Source organism: Chitiniphilus eburneus (assembly GCF_005048205.1).
Taxonomy (GTDB): domain Bacteria; phylum Pseudomonadota; class Gammaproteobacteria; order Burkholderiales; family Chitinibacteraceae; genus Chitiniphilus; species Chitiniphilus eburneus.
Genome location: NZ_SUMF01000034.1, coordinates 20671 through 38053 on the forward strand (window position 1 = coordinate 20671; position 17383 = coordinate 38053).

The 17383-nt window shown below is 66.7% G+C and carries 16 protein-coding genes; 10 read left to right on the forward strand and 6 right to left on the reverse strand.

Going from position 1 to position 17383, the window contains the following annotated elements; all coding sequences use genetic code 11:
• Positions 1–35: 35 nt before the first annotated feature.
• The gene (fliJ, locus tag FAZ21_RS17720; RefSeq protein WP_136774760.1) at positions 36–467 is read left to right on the forward strand and encodes a flagellar export protein FliJ; all 432 of its coding nucleotides are present in this window, start codon (positions 36–38) and stop codon (positions 465–467) included.
• A gap of 9 nt (positions 468–476) precedes the next feature.
• Here fliJ and FAZ21_RS17725 read toward each other — a convergent pair whose 3' ends face one another.
• Positions 477–950, reverse strand: coding sequence for a GNAT family N-acetyltransferase (locus FAZ21_RS17725; protein WP_246038774.1), 474 nt, complete (start codon positions 948–950; stop codon positions 477–479).
• Positions 947–3586, reverse strand: coding sequence for an aminopeptidase N (gene pepN / locus FAZ21_RS17730; RefSeq protein ID WP_136774761.1), 2640 nt, complete (start codon positions 3584–3586; stop codon positions 947–949). The genes FAZ21_RS17725 and pepN overlap by 4 nt, the downstream gene beginning before the upstream one ends.
• Positions 3587–3871: 285 nt before the next feature.
• On the opposite strand from pepN, the gene FAZ21_RS17735 reads away from it, so the two are divergent.
• The 3 genes from FAZ21_RS17735 (at position 3872) to FAZ21_RS17745 (ending at position 6797) form a co-directional block, all read left to right on the forward strand.
• Positions 3872–5557 (forward strand): nitrite/sulfite reductase, encoded by a 1686-nt coding sequence (locus tag FAZ21_RS17735; RefSeq protein ID WP_136774762.1) that lies wholly within the window; start codon positions 3872–3874, stop codon positions 5555–5557.
• 81 nt (positions 5558–5638) lie between these two features.
• Positions 5639–6184, forward strand: coding sequence for a DUF934 domain-containing protein (locus FAZ21_RS17740; RefSeq protein ID WP_136774763.1), 546 nt, complete (start codon positions 5639–5641; stop codon positions 6182–6184).
• 292 nt (positions 6185–6476) lie between these two features.
• Positions 6477–6797, forward strand: coding sequence for a hypothetical protein (locus FAZ21_RS17745; RefSeq protein WP_136774764.1), 321 nt, complete (start codon positions 6477–6479; stop codon positions 6795–6797).
• 217 nt (positions 6798–7014) lie between these two features.
• Here the strand turns inward: FAZ21_RS17745 and FAZ21_RS17750 are convergent, their stop codons facing one another.
• Positions 7015–9024 (reverse strand): NADPH-dependent 2,4-dienoyl-CoA reductase, encoded by a 2010-nt coding sequence (locus FAZ21_RS17750; RefSeq protein ID WP_136774765.1) that lies wholly within the window; start codon positions 9022–9024, stop codon positions 7015–7017.
• 793 nt (positions 9025–9817) lie between these two features.
• Between FAZ21_RS17750 and trhP the strand changes: the two genes are divergently transcribed.
• Both trhP and arfB read left to right on the forward strand, forming a co-directional pair.
• Positions 9818–11167, forward strand: coding sequence for a prephenate-dependent tRNA uridine(34) hydroxylase TrhP (gene trhP, locus FAZ21_RS17755; protein ID WP_136774779.1), 1350 nt, complete (start codon positions 9818–9820; stop codon positions 11165–11167).
• A 5-nt stretch (positions 11168–11172) separates the two neighbouring features.
• A complete protein-coding gene (gene arfB, locus FAZ21_RS17760) occupies positions 11173–11577 on the forward strand; it encodes an alternative ribosome rescue aminoacyl-tRNA hydrolase ArfB (protein WP_136774766.1) in 405 nt (134 codons plus the stop codon).
• 90 nt (positions 11578–11667) lie between these two features.
• Here the strand turns inward: arfB and FAZ21_RS17765 are convergent, their stop codons facing one another.
• Both FAZ21_RS17765 and FAZ21_RS17770 read right to left on the reverse strand, forming a co-directional pair.
• Positions 11668–12150: a DUF7931 domain-containing protein gene (locus FAZ21_RS17765; RefSeq protein ID WP_136774767.1), complete on the reverse strand. Its 483-nt coding sequence runs from the start codon at positions 12148–12150 to the stop codon at positions 11668–11670.
• Positions 12122–13243, reverse strand: coding sequence for a cupin domain-containing protein (locus FAZ21_RS17770; RefSeq protein ID WP_136774768.1), 1122 nt, complete (start codon positions 13241–13243; stop codon positions 12122–12124). Before FAZ21_RS17770 ends, FAZ21_RS17765 begins: the two co-directional genes overlap by 29 nt.
• 99 nt (positions 13244–13342) lie before the next feature.
• Here FAZ21_RS17770 and FAZ21_RS17775 point away from each other — a divergent pair, with 99 nt between their 5' ends.
• Together FAZ21_RS17775 and FAZ21_RS17780 are read left to right on the forward strand one after the other, a co-directional pair.
• On the forward strand, positions 13343–13822 hold the full coding sequence (locus FAZ21_RS17775) for a peroxiredoxin (RefSeq protein ID WP_136774769.1): 480 nt from the start codon (positions 13343–13345) through the stop codon (positions 13820–13822).
• A 139-nt stretch (positions 13823–13961) separates the two neighbouring features.
• Entirely contained in the window at positions 13962–14441 is a 480-nt protein-coding gene (locus tag FAZ21_RS17780; protein WP_136774770.1) for an FKBP-type peptidyl-prolyl cis-trans isomerase, read from the forward strand.
• Positions 14442–14534: 93 nt separating this feature from the next.
• On the opposite strand, the gene FAZ21_RS17785 is transcribed toward FAZ21_RS17780, so the two are convergent.
• Positions 14535–15260 carry a 4'-phosphopantetheinyl transferase family protein gene (locus FAZ21_RS17785; RefSeq protein ID WP_169307479.1) on the reverse strand — a complete coding sequence of 242 codons (726 nt, stop codon included), beginning with the start codon at positions 15258–15260 and terminating at the stop codon, positions 14535–14537.
• A gap of 293 nt (positions 15261–15553) precedes the next feature.
• Here FAZ21_RS17785 and FAZ21_RS17790 point away from each other — a divergent pair, with 293 nt between their 5' ends.
• Entirely contained in the window at positions 15554–16387 is an 834-nt protein-coding gene (locus FAZ21_RS17790; RefSeq protein WP_136774772.1) for a siderophore-interacting protein, read from the forward strand.
• Positions 16384–17367 carry an ABC transporter substrate-binding protein gene (locus FAZ21_RS17795; RefSeq protein WP_136774773.1) on the forward strand — a complete coding sequence of 328 codons (984 nt, stop codon included), beginning with the start codon at positions 16384–16386 and terminating at the stop codon, positions 17365–17367. The genes FAZ21_RS17790 and FAZ21_RS17795 overlap by 4 nt, the downstream gene beginning before the upstream one ends.
• Positions 17368–17383: the final 16 nt, after the last annotated feature.

A 17383-nucleotide genomic window follows, 5' to 3' on the forward strand; every position in this document is an offset into this window, starting at 1 on the left:
GGATACTGGTCGATAACGTTGTCGGGAGTAGGTCTTTGGCCAAGTTTCGCTTTGCCTTTCTGTTGGACATGGCCCGTGACGACCGCGAAGAGGCGGCGCGGGCGATGCAGGCGGCGCAGGTTGCGCTGCTCAGTGGCAAGCAGAAGCTGGAGCAGGTCGAGAACTTCCGCGCCGAATACCGTGGCCGGCTGATGTCGAGCGGGCAGGGCGGCATCACCGTGGTGCAGTGGCGCGATTTCCAGCATTTCCTCGCCAAGCTCGATACCGCCGCCAATGCGCAGCGCGGCGAGGTGGCGCGGCTGGAGCAGGCCTACGAGCAGTGTCGCGATGCGTGGCACGAGTGCGAGAAGAAGGTGAAGGCCTACGAGGCGCTGGAAACCCGCCACCAGGCGGCCGAGTTGGCGCGCGAAGCCAAGCAGGAACAAAAGCTCAACGACGAATTCAACAGCCGGCCGCGTCAGCGCTGAGCGCTACCGTTACGCGCGGCGTTTCTCCAGATAGACCAGTTCCACCGTGGGCGACAGCGTGGCCGTATGGCTGACCACGTAGCCATGACGCTGATAGAGCCGCAGGTTGTCCACGCTGCGGCTGCCGGTGAACAGCACGAAGCGTTCGGCATTGCAGGCGGATTCGATGGCGCGCAGCAGCGCCGAGCCGATGCCCTGGCGCTGCCGGGCCGGATGCACGATAAGCCGGCCGATGCGGCCTTCCTGCTCGACCAGCGTGGCGCGCACCGAGCCGACCAGCTCGCGGTCGTGTTCCGCTTTCAGCACGATGCCGGATTCGAACTCGGCCTGTAGCGCGGCCAGCGTCTGGGTCAGTGGCGGCAGGTTCCAGTCGCCGTAGCGCTCCGCCTCGCCGCGATAGGCCAATCGCTGCAAGGCGAGCAGGGCCGGCGCGTCGGCCGGCGAGGCCGGGCCGATCACGATGTCCGGCCCCGGGCCGCTCACTGTTGCAGCGCCTTGCTGACGATCTCGTAGGTATCGGCGGACAGGCCCGGCACCGCTGCGATGCGTTCCAGCTCCTGCTTCATCAGCGCCCGGCGCTGCGGTTCCAGCTTGGTCCAGCGGTTGAAGCAGGCGGCCAGCCGCGCCGCGATCTGCGGATTGATGCGATCCAGCTCGACGATGCGATCGGCGGCGAAGGCATAGCCATAGCCGTCCAGCGCGTGGAAGTGTTGCAGGTTCTGCTGGCAGAACGCGCCGATCAGCGCGCGCACCTTGTTCGGATTGCGGATCGAGAACGCGGGGTGCGCCATCAGTTGTTCCACCCGCGTGCGTGCGCCGGGGCGGCGGCTGACCGCCTGGATGGTGAACCACTTGTCCATCACCAGTGCGTCGTCCTGCCAGGTCTGCGCGAAGTCTTCCAGGTATTCCTCGGGGTGCTCGCGTTGCGCCAGGCAGCGCAGCGCGGCCAGCCGGTCGGTCATGTTGTCGGCGCGGCGATACTGGTTGACCAGCAGTTCGCTGACCATCGGGCCTTCGCGCTCGGCCAGGATGGCCAGGCAGACGTTCTTCAGGCTGCGCCGTGCCACTGCCTCGGCATCGAAGCGGTACGGCTCGCCATCGTTCAGTCGCTGATAGGTGGCCAGCAGTGGCCCGCGCAATTCGCGCGCCAGCGTTTCCAGCACGGTGATGCGCACCTGCGCCAGCAGGGCCGGGTCCACTTCGTCCAGCGCCTCGAACAGGTATTGCTCGCTGGGCAGCTCCAGCATCAGCGCCACCAGCGCCGGGTCCAGCCGTTCGTTGGCCAGCAGTTTGCCGATGGCCTCCAGGTAGCGCTCCGGCACCACCACCGGCTCGCCCCGGCCGGCCGCCGCGTAGCCCTCGCGCAACAGGCGCAGTGCGTAGGTATTGGCGGCCTCCCAGCGCGCGAAGTCGTCTTCGTCGTGCGCCATCAGGAACACCAGTTCATCGTCGGTGTAGGGGTAGTCCAGCTTCACCGGCGCGGAGAAGTCGCGCAGCAGCGACGGGATGGGCCGCTCCGCCAGATCGGTGAAGACAAAGCGCGATACCGCGTCGCGCACTTCCAGCACCCGGCTGGTCGGGCCGGCCTCGCGCTCGCCGCGCAAGGTCAGCGGCAGCGGCTGGCCGCGTTGATCCAGCAGCCCCAGCGCCAGCGGGATATGGAACGGCCGCTTCACCGGCTGGCCTGGCGTGGCGGGGCAACGCTGGCGCACGGTCAGGGTATAGGTGCGGTCGGCGGCGTCGTATGCGCCTTCCACCGTCAGTTGCGGCGTGCCGGCCTGGCTGTACCACAGGGCGAACTGCGCCAGGTCCACCTGGTTGGCGTCGGCCATCGCGGCGCGGAAATCGTCGCAGGTCACCGCCTGGCCATCGTGGCGCCTGAAATAAAGGTCCATGCCCTTGCGGAAGCCCTCGCGCCCCAGCAGGGTGGCGTACATGCGCACCACTTCCGAACCCTTCTCGTACACCGTCCAGGTGTAGAAGTTGTTGATCTCCAGGTAGCTGTCCGGCCGCACCGGGTGGGCCTGCGGGCCGGCGTCCTCGGCGAACTGGTATTCGCGCAGGCTGCGCACATTCTGGATGCGCTGCACCGCGCGGCTGCCTACGTCGCTGGAGAATTCCTGGTCGCGATAGACGGTGAGCCCTTCCTTCAGCGAAAGCTGGAACCAGTCGCGGCAGGTGACGCGATTGCCGGTCCAGTTATGGAAGTACTCGTGCGCCACCACCGATTCGATGCCGTCGAAATCGGCGTCGGTGGCGGTTTCGGGCTTGGCCAGCACGTACTTGGTGTTGAAGATGTTGAGGCCCTTGTTTTCCATGGCCCCCATGTTGAAGTCGGACACCGCCACGATCATGTAGGTGTCCAGGTCGTATTCCAGGCCGAAGCGCTGCTCGTCCCAGGTCATCGCCTTCTTGATCGACGCCATCGCGTGGTGGCATTTGTCCACGTTGCCCGGCTCGACGTAGATTTCCAGGTTGACCGTGCGTCCGCTCGGGGTCTGGTGTTTGTCGACCAGCGATACCAGCTTGCCGGCCACCAGCGCGAACAGGTACGACGGCTTGCGGAACGGGTCCACCCATTTCACCCAGTGGCGATTGCGGTCCAGATGGCCTTCGCCGACGCGATTGCCGTTGGACAGCAGCACCGGGTAGCGGGCCTTGTCGGCGATCAGCGTGGTGGTGAACTTGGCCATCACGTCCGGCCGGTCCAGGTAGTAGGTGATCTTGCGGAAGCCCTCGGCTTCGCACTGGGTGAAGAAATTGCCGTTGGAGACATACAGTCCCATCAGGCTGGTGTTTGCCAGCGGGTTCACGCGGGTGACGATCTCGACGATGACCGAATCGCCCACGCCGGGCAGGGTGAGCCGGTCGTCGCTCAGTTCGTATTCGTGCGAGGCGAGCGCGCGGCCATCCAGCTTCACGCTTTCCAGCAGCAGCGCCTCGCCGTGCAGCACCAGCGCCGCTGCCGGGTCGGCTGCCTGCGGGTTGCGTTTCATCACCAGCCGGCTGGCCACGCGCGTGTTGCTTTCTTCCAGCTCGAAGGTCAGGTCCACCATATCGATCAGGAAGTCGGGGGGCGTGTAGTCGAGGCGTTGGATGGCGAGTCGGGAGGCGGTCATGGCTTACCACGGTAAACGGTGTAAAAGAGGAGAAAGCTTATCGGCTGAAGGTGACGGTCGCAATCGGCATCTTCCGATCTCCGGCCTTCCCGTGAGGCAGCGCAAGGCCGGTGCGGTTAGTACCCACGGGCTTATCCATAGAGATAATCGGTTTTTTTATCTATAGGGCCGACTGGTATAGTCGGACGTTTCCGGTATTGCCGTTGGTTTGCGCCGTCCGGCGCGGCGCGCGGTGCGTTCTACGCAGCGTGGACACGGCACGACTACGACAGGTTCCGACACACCATGTATCAATACGATCCGATCGATCAACAGATCGTCGACGCCCGCGTCGCCCAGTTTGGCGACCAGACCCGGCGCTACCTCGCCGGTGAGCTGAGCGAAGACGAATTCCGGCCGCTGCGGCTGCAAAACGGGCTGTACATCCAGCGTCATGCGCCGATGCTGCGCATCGCGGTGCCGTACGGCATGCTGGCCAGCCGCCAATTGCGCAAGCTGGCGCATATCGCCCGCACCTATGACCGGGGCTACGGCCATTTCAGCACCCGGCAGAACATCCAGTTCAACTGGCCCGAACTGAAGGACGTGCCCGCCATCCTGGGCGAGCTGGCGCAGGTGCAGATGCACGCGGTGCAGACCTCCGGCAACTGCGTGCGCAACACCACCACCGACCAGTTTGCCGGCGTGGCGCACGACGAACTCGTCGATCCGCGGCCGTGGTGCGAAATCATCCGCCAGTGGTCCACCTTCCACCCCGAATTCGCCCACCTGCCGCGCAAGTTCAAGATCGCGGTGAACGGCACGGTCGAGGATCGCGCCGCCGTGATGGTGCACGACATCGGGCTCAACATCGTGCGCAACGAGGCTGGCGAGGTCGGCTTCCAGGTCTACATCGGTGGCGGCCTGGGCCGCACCCCGATGATCGGCGCGCTGATCAAGCCGTGGCTGGAGCCCCGGCACCTGTTGTCCTACCTCGATGCCGCGCTGCGCGTGTACAACCGCTACGGCCGGCGCGACAACAAGTACAAGGCGCGCATCAAGATCCTGGTCAAGGCCATGACGCCCGAGGCGTTCGGCGCCAAGGTCGATGCCGAGTGGGCGCACCTCAAGGATGGCCCCACCACGCTGACGCAGGCCGAGATCGACCGCGTTGCGCGCTTCTTCACCGCCCCCGACTACGCCACGCTGCCGGCCGTCGATGCCGGCTTCCAGCAGGCCCAGCTGGACAGCAAGGCCTTCGCCCGCTGGGTGGAGCGCTGCGTATCCAGCCACAAGCAGCCCGGCTACGCGGCGGTGACGCTGTCGCTGAAGAAGACCGGCGTCGCCCCCGGCGACATCAGCGCCGACCAGCTCGATGCCGTGGCCGACCTGGCCGACCGCTACAGCTTTGGCGAGGCGCGTTCCTCGCACGAGCAGAACCTGATCCTGGCCGATGTCCGGCAGTCCGACCTGTTCGCGCTGTGGGAGCAACTGAAGGACCTGGGCCTCGCCACGCCGAACATCGGCCTGCTCACCGACGTGATCTGCTGCCCCGGCGGCGATTTCTGCGCGCTGGCCAATGCCAAGTCGATTCCCATCGCGCAGGCGATCCAGGAAAAATTCGACAACCTGGACGATCTGTTCGATCTGGGCGAGATCGACCTCAACATGTCGGGCTGTATGAATGCCTGCGGGCACCATCACGTGGGCAACATCGGCATCCTGGGCGTGGACAAGAACGGGTCCGAGTGGTATCAGGTGAGCCTGGGCGGCCGCCAGGGCGCTGGCGCCAGCATCGGCAAGGTGATCGGCCCCTCGTTCGCGCAGGACGAAATGCCGGACGTGATCGGCAAGCTGATCGATGTGTTCGTCGAAAGCCGCGAAGGCGACGAGCGCTTCATCGACGTGGTGGATCGCATCGGCCTGGAGCCCTTCAAGGCCAAGGTCTACGCCGGCAAGGCGGTACGCAAGGAGGTTGCGGCAGATGCGTAGCGCCTGTGCGACCGATCGAATCCACTTCCCCCGCCCTCGTCGCTGCGAGCGCGCCTCGCTTTGCTCGGAAACGTTGTGAACATGTCTGCTGATCAAGAACTCGCACCCAACGCCGGCCCCAGGGTCATCATCAATCGCCAGGTGGTCGAAGACACCTGGACCCGCGTGCTGCCCGCCGAGGATGGCAGCATCACCGTGCCGGCCAGCGGCAAGGTCATCGTGCCGTACCGCTACTGGCTGGAGCACCGCGACGAGCTGGCCGGCCGCGAACTGGGCGTGTGCTTCGCCCCCGACGACGAGCCGGAATCGCTGCCGGTCGATGCCAATGTCTTTGGTGTGATCGCTGTCGATTTCCCGGCCTTCACCGATGGCCGTGGCTTTTCCATCGGCCGCCTGCTGCGCGAGCGCCAGGGCTATACCGGCGAGCTGCGCGCCGTGGGCGACGTGTTCAAGGACACGCTCAACTACCTGTGGCGCTGCGGTTTCGACGCGTTCGCGGTGCGGGCCGACAAGGATATCGACGACGCGCTGCGCGGCCTGGACGACTTCACCGAGTTCTATCAATCCAGCGTGCAGCAGCCGACGCCGCTGTTCCGCCGCCGCGAGGATGGCGCCACGCAGGGCTGAGCGTCCGCTCCCCGCCAACCTGCCGCGCGGCGCATGCCCCCGGCAGGTTTTTTGCGCGCGGCACTTGTGTCGCCGCGCCGTACGCCCCATCTCTTCTGCATCCTGCCGTCGCGGGCCATCGCGCAGCGGGGGAATCCCCCTGGCCACCCGCGCGGGAACCCCGTGGCCTCGTGGCGCGTCCATCCGCGGGCAGGTGGCCGCATCTCGTTCCCTGCGAGGCGCGGCCGGGCCGGCACCCTGCCGGTCACTGTGCCATCGGCCCCGCCTGGGGCGCTTCATGGGGATGTACAGCATGATCAAACGCAACCGGAATCTGGCGAGCTGGAGTTCCGCCTTGTTCGTGGCAGCCGGGCTGACCGCCTGTGCCGCGCCGCCGGCGCAGGATGCCGCGCCGGGCATGATCGTCAAATTCCGCGACGACAGCAAACGCGAAACGCTGCTGGCGCAACTGGCCAAACGCTATCGCGTCCAGCTCGGCGAAGGCCGCCAACTGGCGCTCGGCTCCTGGGTCTACCCCGTCGCGGGCGAAGGCCGCGATGCCTTCGTCGCCGCACTGCTCCGCACACCGGAAGTGGAATACGCCGAATGGGATGGCGCGGCGGCGCGGCGGTAGCTTCTTGCTGGGCTGACAAAAACCGGTAGACACGGAGCGCACAGAGAACACGGAGCAAGACCACATCGGGAGAAAAAACCATTGTCCCTCCCGGTTTTCTCTGTGCGCGCTGTGGTCTCCGCGACCTCCGTGTCTACAGATCCTGCTTTTGCATCCTCCGGACTCGACTGACCTTCGTCTCCACGGATTTTGATTCCGTATTCCCGGACTGAATGCCCTACAACCCCAGCGCCACCCGCATGCCCGATTCGATGGCGCGTTTGGCGTCCAGTTCGCCGGCGTGTTCCGCGCCGCCGATGAGGTGGGCATCGATGCCCCGGGCGCTGAGGGTGGCGTGGAGGTCGTTGACCGATACCTGTCCGGCGCAGATCACGATGTGGTCCACCGCCAGTCGTTGTGCTTCGCCTTTGACCCGGATGGTCAGGCCTTCGTCGTCGATGCCGATGTATTCCACGCTGCCCAGCAGGTGTACGCCGCGTGCCTGGAGGCTCAGGCGGTGCACCCAGCCGGTGGTCTTGCCGGGGCCGCTGCCGGGTTTGCCGGGGCGGCGTTGCAACAGCCAGATTTCGCGCGGTGAGCGTGGCGGGTGTGCCGGGGTCAGGCCGCCTGCCGTGCTCAGCGTGGTGTCGATGCCCCAGTCGCGGGCGTAGGCGGCCACTGGCGTGGCGGTTTCGCCGGGTTCGGACAGGAACACGGCCGTATCGACGCCGATGCCGCCCGCGCCGATGATGGCCACGCGCGGCCCGACCTGTACTTCGCCGCGCAGCACGGCGGGGTAGGACACCACGCTGGGATGGTCGATGCCGGCGATCTCCGGCACGCGTGGCGCCACGCCGGTGGCGACGATCACCGCATCGAAGCCGGCCAGCGCGTCGGCGTCCACCCGGGTGTTCAGATGAACCTGGACCTGGTGTTGGTCCAGCATCACCTGGAAGTAACGCAGCGTTTCCTTGAATTCCTCCTTGCCCGGAATCCGGCTGGCGATGCGGAACTGCCCGCCCAGCGCGTCGCTGGCTTCGAACAGGGTCACCGTGTGGCCGCATTGCGCCGCGGTCAGCGCGGCGGACAATCCGGCCGGTCCGGCGCCCACCACCGCCACGCGCCGTGGGCGGGCGGCGGGGCGCGGCGCCAGCTCGGCTTCGCGGCAGGCGCGCGGGTTGACCAGGCAGGTGGCCGGCTTGCCTTCGAACACATGGTCCAGGCAAGCCTGATTACAGGCGATGCAGGTGTTGATCTCGCGCGCGTTGTCGGCGGCGGCCTTGGCCACGAAGTCGGCGTCGGCCAGCAGCGGGCGGGCCAGCGATACCATGTCGGCCTCGCCGGCCGCGAGGATGCGCTCGGCTACTTCGGGGGTATTGATGCGGTTCACTGCGATCAGCGGCACGCCGACGTGGGGCTTGAGCTGCGCGGTCACCCACGAGAACCCACCGCGCGGCACCGTCGCCGCAATGGTGGGAATGCTCGCTTCGTGCCAGCCGATGCCGGTGTTGATCAGCGTCACGCCCGCCGCCTCCAGCGCCTGCGCCAGTTGCACCGCCTCGGTGAAGGTGCCGCCGTCCTCGACCAGATCGAGCAGCGACAGGCGGAAGATCACGATGAAATGCGGCCCGGTGGCGGCGCGCACCGCGCGCACGATGTCCAGCGCCAGACGCATCCGGCGCGTGAAATCGCCGCCCCAGGCGTCATCGCGCCGGTTTACCCGGCGCACCAGGAACTGGTTGATCAGATAGCCTTCGCTGCCCATCACCTCCACGCCGTCGTAGCCGGCCTGCTGTGCCAACTGCGCGCAGCGGGCGAAGTCGGCGATGGTCTGCTCGATTTCTTCGTGGCTCAGCGCGTGCGGCGTGAACGGTGAAATGCGCGCGGTCACCACCGAGGCGCTGACCGCGCCCTCGTGATAGCCGTAGCGCCCGGCATGCAGGATCTGCAATGCGATCCGGCCGCCGGCGGCGTGCACCGCGTCGGTCACGAGGCGATGGCGTGGCAGCTCGGCGGCGTCGGCCAGCATCGCCGCACCCGGATAGATACAGCCGGCCGCGTTGGGCGAGATGCCCCCGGTGACGATCAATGCCACGCCGCCGCGCGCCCGCTCGGCGTAGAACGCCGCCAGCCGTTCGCCACCGGCCGGGTCTTCTTCCAGCCCGGTGTGCATCGATCCCATCAGTACGCGGTTCTTGAGCGTGGTAAAGCCCAGGTCCAGCGGGGCGAGCAGGTGTGGATAGGTCATCGCGGGTGGTCCGTGCAAAGGGGTTCGACTGTACCTTAGCCATGCGCCGGGCCGGCCGGCATTGGGGTTTGCACGCAAACGATCGTTTGAAACGGCGCGCGTCGCGGGCTCGGGCTGCGGGGCCGTGGTGGAGCGTGCTGTGGATCGTTTGCGGACAGTTTGCGCAAGGCTTTGATACGGCAAGGGCTTTTCGCGCCAGCGCGTGCCAGGTGGCCGGCACCCGGTTATCCACGCGGCGAGCGGGTTGAGGTGTTGAAGGCCTGTGGATGGTTGCGCCAAGCCACTGAAAGCAGGCTGCTTTCAGTGATTGCCTAAAAAATGGGCTGCGACTGGCCGGCCGCGTCGGTGGATGAAAGGCGGGTTGTCCACGGTTACGCGGGGTTGGCGTGTTGAAGGGCTGTGGATCGTTGCCTCAAGGGGTTGATTCCAGGGGCTTTTATGGCGCAGCCTATTTTTTGGGCAAGCCGTGCCGCGATGCCGGGGGCGGCGACGACTGACCGTTTATCCCCGGAAATGCAGGGTAAAGTTGTTGAAGCACTGTGGATGAGCGGTCTAAGCCACTGAACGCATGCAGGTTTTCATCTGTGCCTAGAATATGGGCGATGAACGGCAGGTTTTACACACTCAATGGGAGCAATGGTGTGAAGTAGCTGTGGATAAGCCACTTAAGTCCTTGATGCGGCGTGGCCGGTGCGGCTGCGCTCAAAACTTGGGCAGCGCTGGGGTATAATCCGCGCCTATCGAATTGATCCGCCCCGCACCGCGCGGGGCGTTGCTTTTGGACACCATGATGTTGAAAACCCCCGAACTGCTCCTGCCCGCCGGCGATCTGGACCGCATGCGCGCCGCCTATGATTTCGGCGCCGATGCCGTGTATGCCGGCCAGCCGCGCTACAGCCTGCGGGCGCGCAACAATGACTTCAAGCTGGAGAACCTGCAAAAGGGGATCGAGGAGGCGCATGCGCGCGGCAAGAAGCTGTTCGTGGCCAGCAACATCCTGCCGCACAACGCCAAGATCAAGACCTACCTGGCCGACATGGCGCCGGTGATCGCGATGAAGCCCGATGCGCTGATCATGGCCGATCCCGGCCTGATCATGCTGGTGCGCGAGAAATGGCCGGAAGTCCCCATCCACCTGTCGGTGCAGGCCAATACGGTGAACTACGCCGGCGTGAAGTTCTGGCAGAAGCTGGGGCTGACGCGGGTGATCCTGTCGCGCGAGCTGAGCCTGGAGGAAGTGGCCGAGATTCGCCAGGAGTGCCCGGACATGGAGCTGGAGGTGTTCGTCCACGGCGCGCTGTGCATCGCGTATTCGGGTCGCTGCCTGCTGTCGGGCTATTTCAACCACCGCGACCCCAACCAGGGCACCTGTACCAATGCCTGTCGCTGGGACTACAAGGTGCACGAGGCGTTCGAGGACGATGCCGGCCAGGCGCAGGTGATCCAGTTCGATTTCCGCAAGGCGATGGATGAGGCCAACAATGCGTTCGCCGCCGCCGGCGATACGCCGCGCCATCCGCTGGCGGATCGGCCCTATCTGATCGAGGAAACCCAGCGCCCGGGCGAGCTGATGGAGGTGATGGAGGATGAGCACGGCACCTACATCATGAACAGCAAGGACCTGCGCGCGATCGAGCATATCGAGCGGCTGGTGGCCATCGGTGTGGATTCGCTCAAGATCGAAGGCCGCACCAAGAGCCGCTATTACGTTTCGCGCACCGCGCAGACGTATCGCCAGGCCATCGACGACGCCGTGGCTGGCCGGCCGTTCAACCCGGCGTTGCTGGCCGACCTGGAGGGCCTGGCCAATCGCGGCTACACCGACGGCTTTTACCAGCGCCACCACAGCCACGATACGCAGAACTACCTGAGCGGGCATTCGAGGTCCAAGCAGAGCCAGTACGTGGGCGAAGTGCGCACCATTACCGACGGCTGGGCCGACATCGAGGTGAAGAACCGCTTCGAAGTGGGCGATACGCTGGAGATCATCCACCCCAGCGGCAATGTCCTGCTCAAGCTGGAGGCGATGCGCGGCAAGGAGGGCGAGCCGGTGGCCGCCGCCGCCGGCAATGGCGTCAAGGTGTCGATCCCGCTGGCGGCGCGCTACGCCAATGCGCTGATCGCGCGGGTGCTGCCCGGCTGACCGCCATGGCCAGCCCGGTGGTCGTGCTCGAAGAGGTGGAGTTCAGCGCCATCCGCGCGCAGGGCGCGGGTGGGCAGAACGTGAACAAGGTGTCGTCGGCGGTGCACCTGCGCTACGACATCCGCGCTTCGTCGCTGGCGGATGTCTACAAGGAGCGCCTGCTGGCCCTGAACGACCAGCGCATCACCAAGGATGGCGTGGTGGTGATCAAGGCGCAGCAGTACCGCACGCAGGAGCAGAACAAGGCCGATGCGCTGTTGCGGTTGCAGGAACTGCTGGACCAGGTGGCGACCACGCCGAAGCGCCGCGTTGCCACCCGCCCCACGCGCGGCGCGCAACGGCGGCGGCTGGATGGCAAGGCCAGCCGGGGGAAGATCAAGGCGCTGCGGGGCAAGGTCGATCCGGATTGAGGCGCGGCGGAGCGCCGCATTGCCTGGCGGATGCGACGGCATTCGACAGAACGGCCACTGAAGTGGCCGTTGTCGTTTGCGCGACCGTGGCTAAAGCACCATGCGATGCCAGTCCAGCGCCGATTCGCCCAGTTGCAGCAGTTCGTCGAACACGTGGTTCAGGCCGGCGATCTCGCGCGCATCGTCGCTGGCCTCGCCGCGCGGCCAGTCGAAATGGTGGCGCTTCACATAGCGTTCGTCGTCGGCAATGGCGAAGCCGGCGTGCCATAGCTCCGGCACGGTGCCGACGCGCAGCATCGTGAAGCGGTGGCTCCAGGTCTGGCGCAGGTCGAGGATGCGCGGCGCGTATCGCGCGATGTGATCCGGTTGCAGCGCCAGCAGGGTGATGGTCAGCGCGTCCGACGCGGTCAGGCGCTCGTTCAGCGCATCGGCGAACTCGCGGCTGGCGATGCCGGCGATCTCGAAATCGTCCTCGAACAGTTTCAGCTCGCGCTCGGCGCTGGCGATCAGCGCCAGCATGGCCTGCTGGTATTCGGCGGGACGGTCAAACTTGCACGGGATGAAGGTAGCCATAGTCGTAACAGGTATAAAGGGCTTCGAGCACGGCGTCGTCGTAGTCGCCGGGGGGAAGGGCGCGGCGATCGGCCAGCTTGCGCAATACTGCGTGCGTCTCGGGGCCTGCGTCCAGTTCTTCGCCATTGAGGTAGATCCGGCTGTCGTCGTAGAGCAACTGTGTCTTCAGGTCCAGCGCCACCCCCCGCGCCGTCACCGCTGCGGCGAACACGTCGAAATCCAGTGCCGCTTCGGGCGGTTCGAAAAAGACGTGCGGCTTGGGTTCGGTGAAGTAGCGGCCGACGAAGCGGGCGACCATTTCGTCATCCCATTCGATGTGCCGCAGCATCTTGCCGATTTCGCCGATAAAGGCCGGGTCGATCAGGCCGGGCGCGGTGGTGGGCGTGCGGTCGGGGTCGGCATACATGCCGTCCAGCACCAGTTCGTCTTGCAGGAACTCGAGGAACTTGCCGGCGATTTCCTGCACCCGGGGGGCGCGAAAGCCGATGCTGTAGGTCATGCCCGGGTCCAGCGCCACGCCGTGATGCGCGTACTTGGGGGGCAGGTACAGCATGTCGCCGTGTTCCAGCACCCATTCCTGCTCGGGATTGAAATCCCTGAGCACGCGGATCGGCGCATCCTCGACGAAGTTGCCCGCGTCGTCGCTGGAAATCTGCCAGCGCTTGCGCCCGCCCACCTGCAACAGGAATACGTCGTAGGAATCGTAATGCGGCCCGACCGAGCCGCCCGGCGGGGCGTACGAGATCATCAGGTCGTCGAGCCGATAGCCGGGCAGGAAATCGAAGCGATACAAAAGCTCGGCAATGTGCGGCACCAGGTGGTTGACGTTCTGCACCAGCAGTGTCCAGTCGCTGTCCGGCAGGCGCCGGAAGCGGCGCGCGTCGAACGGCCCGTGTTCCAGATGCCAGCGCCCGTTGCGGCACTCGATCAGCCGGGATTCCACATCGTCGCGCCGGGCCAGCGCGCTCAGGCGCGGCAGGTCCATCGGTTCGGGAAAATCGGTGACCGCCCCACGGATCAGCAGCGGCTGCTTTTGCCAGTATTCGGCCAGAAAACGGGTGGGCGTCATTCCGCCGAGAAGCGTTTCGGACATCTGAGCTATATAGAAAAAGTGTATGGAATACGGCGATTATCTCACCGGCAACTGGTGGCTGTCGGCAAACCTGCGATGAACAGATTGGAGGCCGTATATATGTTGAGTTCAGGCGATAACGCTCCGGATTTTGCGCTGCCGGCGGCAAACATGGACCTCATCCAGCTTGCCGATTATCGCGGCCGGCACAACGTGGTGCTCTACTTCTTCAACAAGGATCACACCCCGGGCGGCATCGCGGAGGCCGTCGAATTCAGCGAGCGGGTGGATTCCTTCGCCGAACACAATACCGTCATCCTGGGCGTCAGCCTGGATGAGTGCCTGGCGCACGAGTTGTTCCGGGAGGAGGAGGGCATCGAGTTCGAGCTGCTGTCCGATACCGAGGGCGAGGTGAGCCGGCGCTACCACGCGCTGAAGAAGTGGGAGGCGCATGGCATGGTGCGCTACGGCATCGACCGTTCGACCTTCGTCATCGACAAGGATGGCCTGATCCGCCACGCGTTCTACCATGTGATGCCCAAGGGCCACGCGGCGGAAATCCTCTCGCTGGTGCAGTCGCTGGGTGCCGCCGAGGACTGACGGGGCGCCTTGTCGGCGAGCCGCCCGATCAAGGGAAGGAGCCGGCGTGTATACTTGCGCGCACGGGCGACCTTGCCCGGCCAGATGATCCGGCCAGCCCTTCGATTCAACGTCAACAGAACCCAGGATGATTCCACCGATGCAAATCGCCAAAGACACCGTCGTCACGCTCCACTATGAAATGTTCGATGTCGAGGGCAAGTCGCTCGACAAGACCGAAGAGCCCATTGCCTACCTGCATGGTGGCTACGACAACATCCTGCCGCTGGTCGAAGAAGCCCTCGAAGGCAAGAGCAAGGGCGACAGCATCGATGTGACGATGCAGCCGGACGAAGCCTTTGGCGAATTCGAGCCGGAGCTGGTGCGCACCGAGGAAAAGAGCGTGTTCCCGATGGAAGTGGAACTCGGCATGATGTTCGAGGCCGATGATCCCGAAACCGGCGACGTGCTGCTGTTCCGCGTGACCGAAGTCGAGGGCAGCAAGGTCACCGTCGATGCCAACCACCCCTTCGCCGGCCAGACCGTCCGCTTCGTCGGCAAGGTCGAGGATGTGCGCAAGGCCGAGGCCGAGGAAATCACCCACGGCCACGTGCACGGCGCCCACGGTCACCACCACTGATCCCTCGGCGCCGCCGCGCTCGTCGCGCGCCGCGCCCGGCTGGATCGGTGGCGATGCCGCCGCCAGGAAGAACGCCCGCATGCGGGCGTTTTTTCATGCGTGCGCGTCGCGCGGCGCCAGGCACAGCGACAGCACGTGCTCGGCGTTCCAGGCCGCCTGTGCCGCTACCTCCGTGCCGGCGGGCAGGCCGGGCGCCAGGTCCGCGTTCAGGCGCAGGCGGGCGATGCCTTGCCCGGGCGCGAAGGCATGCAGCGTGGCGTCCTCGAAGCCGAAGTAGCGCCCCACCTGCGGGTACAGCGCCTTGAACAGTGCTTCCTTGAGCGAAAACACCAGCGTGAACCACAGGCCCGGCGCCAGGCCCAGCGTCTCGCCCAGTTGCCATTCCCCGGCGTGGCCGATCTGCTCGCGCAAGGGCGCGGCGCGCTCGGGCGGGATCAGGCGTTCCAGGTCCAGCCCGATCCCCCGATAGGCCGTCGCCTGCGCCACGATGGCCGCCGCGCAGCCTTTGCTGTGGCTGATCGAGCCGACCCAGCCCGTGGGCCAGCACGGCGCGCGGTCGTCGCCGATGGGCAGCTCGAACGGGCCGGCATGGCCGGCCTGGGCCAGTGCGGCTCGCGCGCAGTCGCGCCCGCTCAGGAACTCCACCTTGCGCTTCAGCACCGCGTGCGCCAGCGATGGCGGCAGCGCCAGGCCGCTGTCGAGCAGGGCGTCCAGTTGCGTGTCGTCCACCTGGAACGGGCGGGAAACGAGGGCGAGATCGGCGGGCAGGTGCGGCAGGCGGGGCAGCATGGCAAGGGCGGTGGGCAATGGGCGACCCATGTTATGCAAATCGCGCGGGCGGCGATAGCCGCCGCGGCGCATCGACCCCCAGCCCCGGATCGCGTGGCGCCGTTGTTGTCCCGGCTTGCCCGATGGCACTTTGTCGGGTGCGTTGCGGTTGTTTGCCTTAATGGGAACCATTATCATTTGTGCGCGTAGCAGTGTCCCGGCTCGCGTCGCCGCCCCGACCTTGCGCCCGGCTTTGTCGCCGTCGCGTCCCGCCGCCCCCGTTTACCGATTTCCACCGCGCCGTCGATCCGGCCGGTGGCCGCCGCATTGCCAGAGGAGTTCCCATGAGCGATACCGCCCCCCCGCGCTGGACGCCCCCCCGCCGCCTCCAGGTGCGGCATACCCGGGCGATTGGCCGCCATCTGTGCCGCGTGACCTTCGGCGGGCCGGACCTGGCCGGCTTTCCCGAAGGCAGCGGCGGCCTGCATATCAAGCTGTTCTTCCCGCACGATGGAGAGGCCACGCCGCTGATGCCCGAGCTGGGCCCGGATGGGCCGGTCTGGCCGGAAGGCCGGCGCCCGATCACGCGCACCTATACCGTGCGGCAGTACGACCCGGCCACGCAGCAACTGGACGTGGATTTCGTGCTGCACGGCGACAACGGCCCGGCCTCGCGCTGGGCCAGCCGCGCGCAGCCGGGCGACGTGCTCGGCCTGGCCGGCCCCGGGGCGACCGTGCCGTATACCCCCGGTGCCCAGTGGTTTCTGTTCGCCGGCGACCTGTCGTCGCTGCCCGCGATTTCCGCCGTGCTGGAGCGGCTGCCGCCCGACGCGCGCGGCGTGGCGCTGATCGAGGTGCCGGACGACGCCGACCGGCACGCGGTGCGTCACCCCGAAGGGATCGCGCTGCGCTGGCTGGTGCGCCAGGGGCCGGCCGAGGGCAGCACGCTGCTGCTGGACGCGATCCGCGCCTTGTCGTGGCCGGCGCCGGATACGGCGCTGTCGGCCACCGTTGCCGGGGAAAGCGGCGCGGTGGTGGCGATCCGCGCCCACCTGCTGCGCGAACGCGGCATCGCGCGGCGCGCGCTGTACGCCGTGCCGTACTGGCGCGCCGGCCAGGACGAAGAAACGTATCACCAGGAACGCCACCGCATCATGGATGAAGAGGAATCCGCATGACCGTCGCCCGCTGCCTAGTCTCGTTGACTTTCGCCCTGCTGCTCGCCGCCTGCGGCAAGGCCGAGAATGCCGCCGTCGCCTCCGCCCCGGGCGATGCCACCGCCTCGCAGCCGGTGGCGGCGACGCGGCAGGTGACCGATGCCGCTGGCCAGGAACTGGCCGTGCCGATCCACCCGGAGCGGGTGATCGTGCTGTCGGAAAACGACCTGGACATCGCGCTGGCGCTGGGGATCACGCCGGTGGGCACCACCAATGGCCGTGGCCAGAGCGCGCCGCCGTCGTACCTGGGCGAACTGACTGCCGGCATCGAAGGCATCGGCGGCTTCGGTCAGCCGAGCATGGATCGCGTGGTCGCGTTGCGGCCCGACCTGATCCTGGCCGGTGGCAACGGCGACCCGCAGGTCCTGGCGCAACTGGGCCGGATCGCGCCGACGATGGTGACGGTGAAGCGGGGCGAGCCGTGGCAGGACAGCATGCGCCGCGTGGCCGATGCGCTCGGTCGGCGGGCGCAGGCCGATGCCTTCCTCGAGGATTACCAGCAGCGTGTGGAGGCGCTGCGCGCCCGGCTGGGCGAGCGCGCCACCACCACGGTCAGCATCGTGCGCTGGACGCCGCAAGGCCCGGTCTACATGCTGGGCGACGCTTTCGCCGGCCGCGTGGCGCAGGACCTGGGCATGACCCGGCCCCTGGCGCAGCGCCAGCCCGGCGTCGGCCACGCTGCGCCGCTCTCGCGCGAGGCGCTGGGCGATATCGATGCCGACTGGCTGTTCATCGGGGCCTTCGTCAACGGCAAGGGCGAACAGGCTGAGCTGGCCCGCCTGATGAAGGAGCCGGAATTCCGCGAGCTGAAAGCCGCCCGTGCTGGGCAGGTGCGCGAAGTGGATGCCGCGCTGTGGACCAGCGTTGGCGGTCCGCTTGCCGCGCGCCAGGTGCTGCGCGAGATCGAGACCGCCATGCTCGACGCGCCCGGCGCGCAATGAGCATGCGGCACGCGCC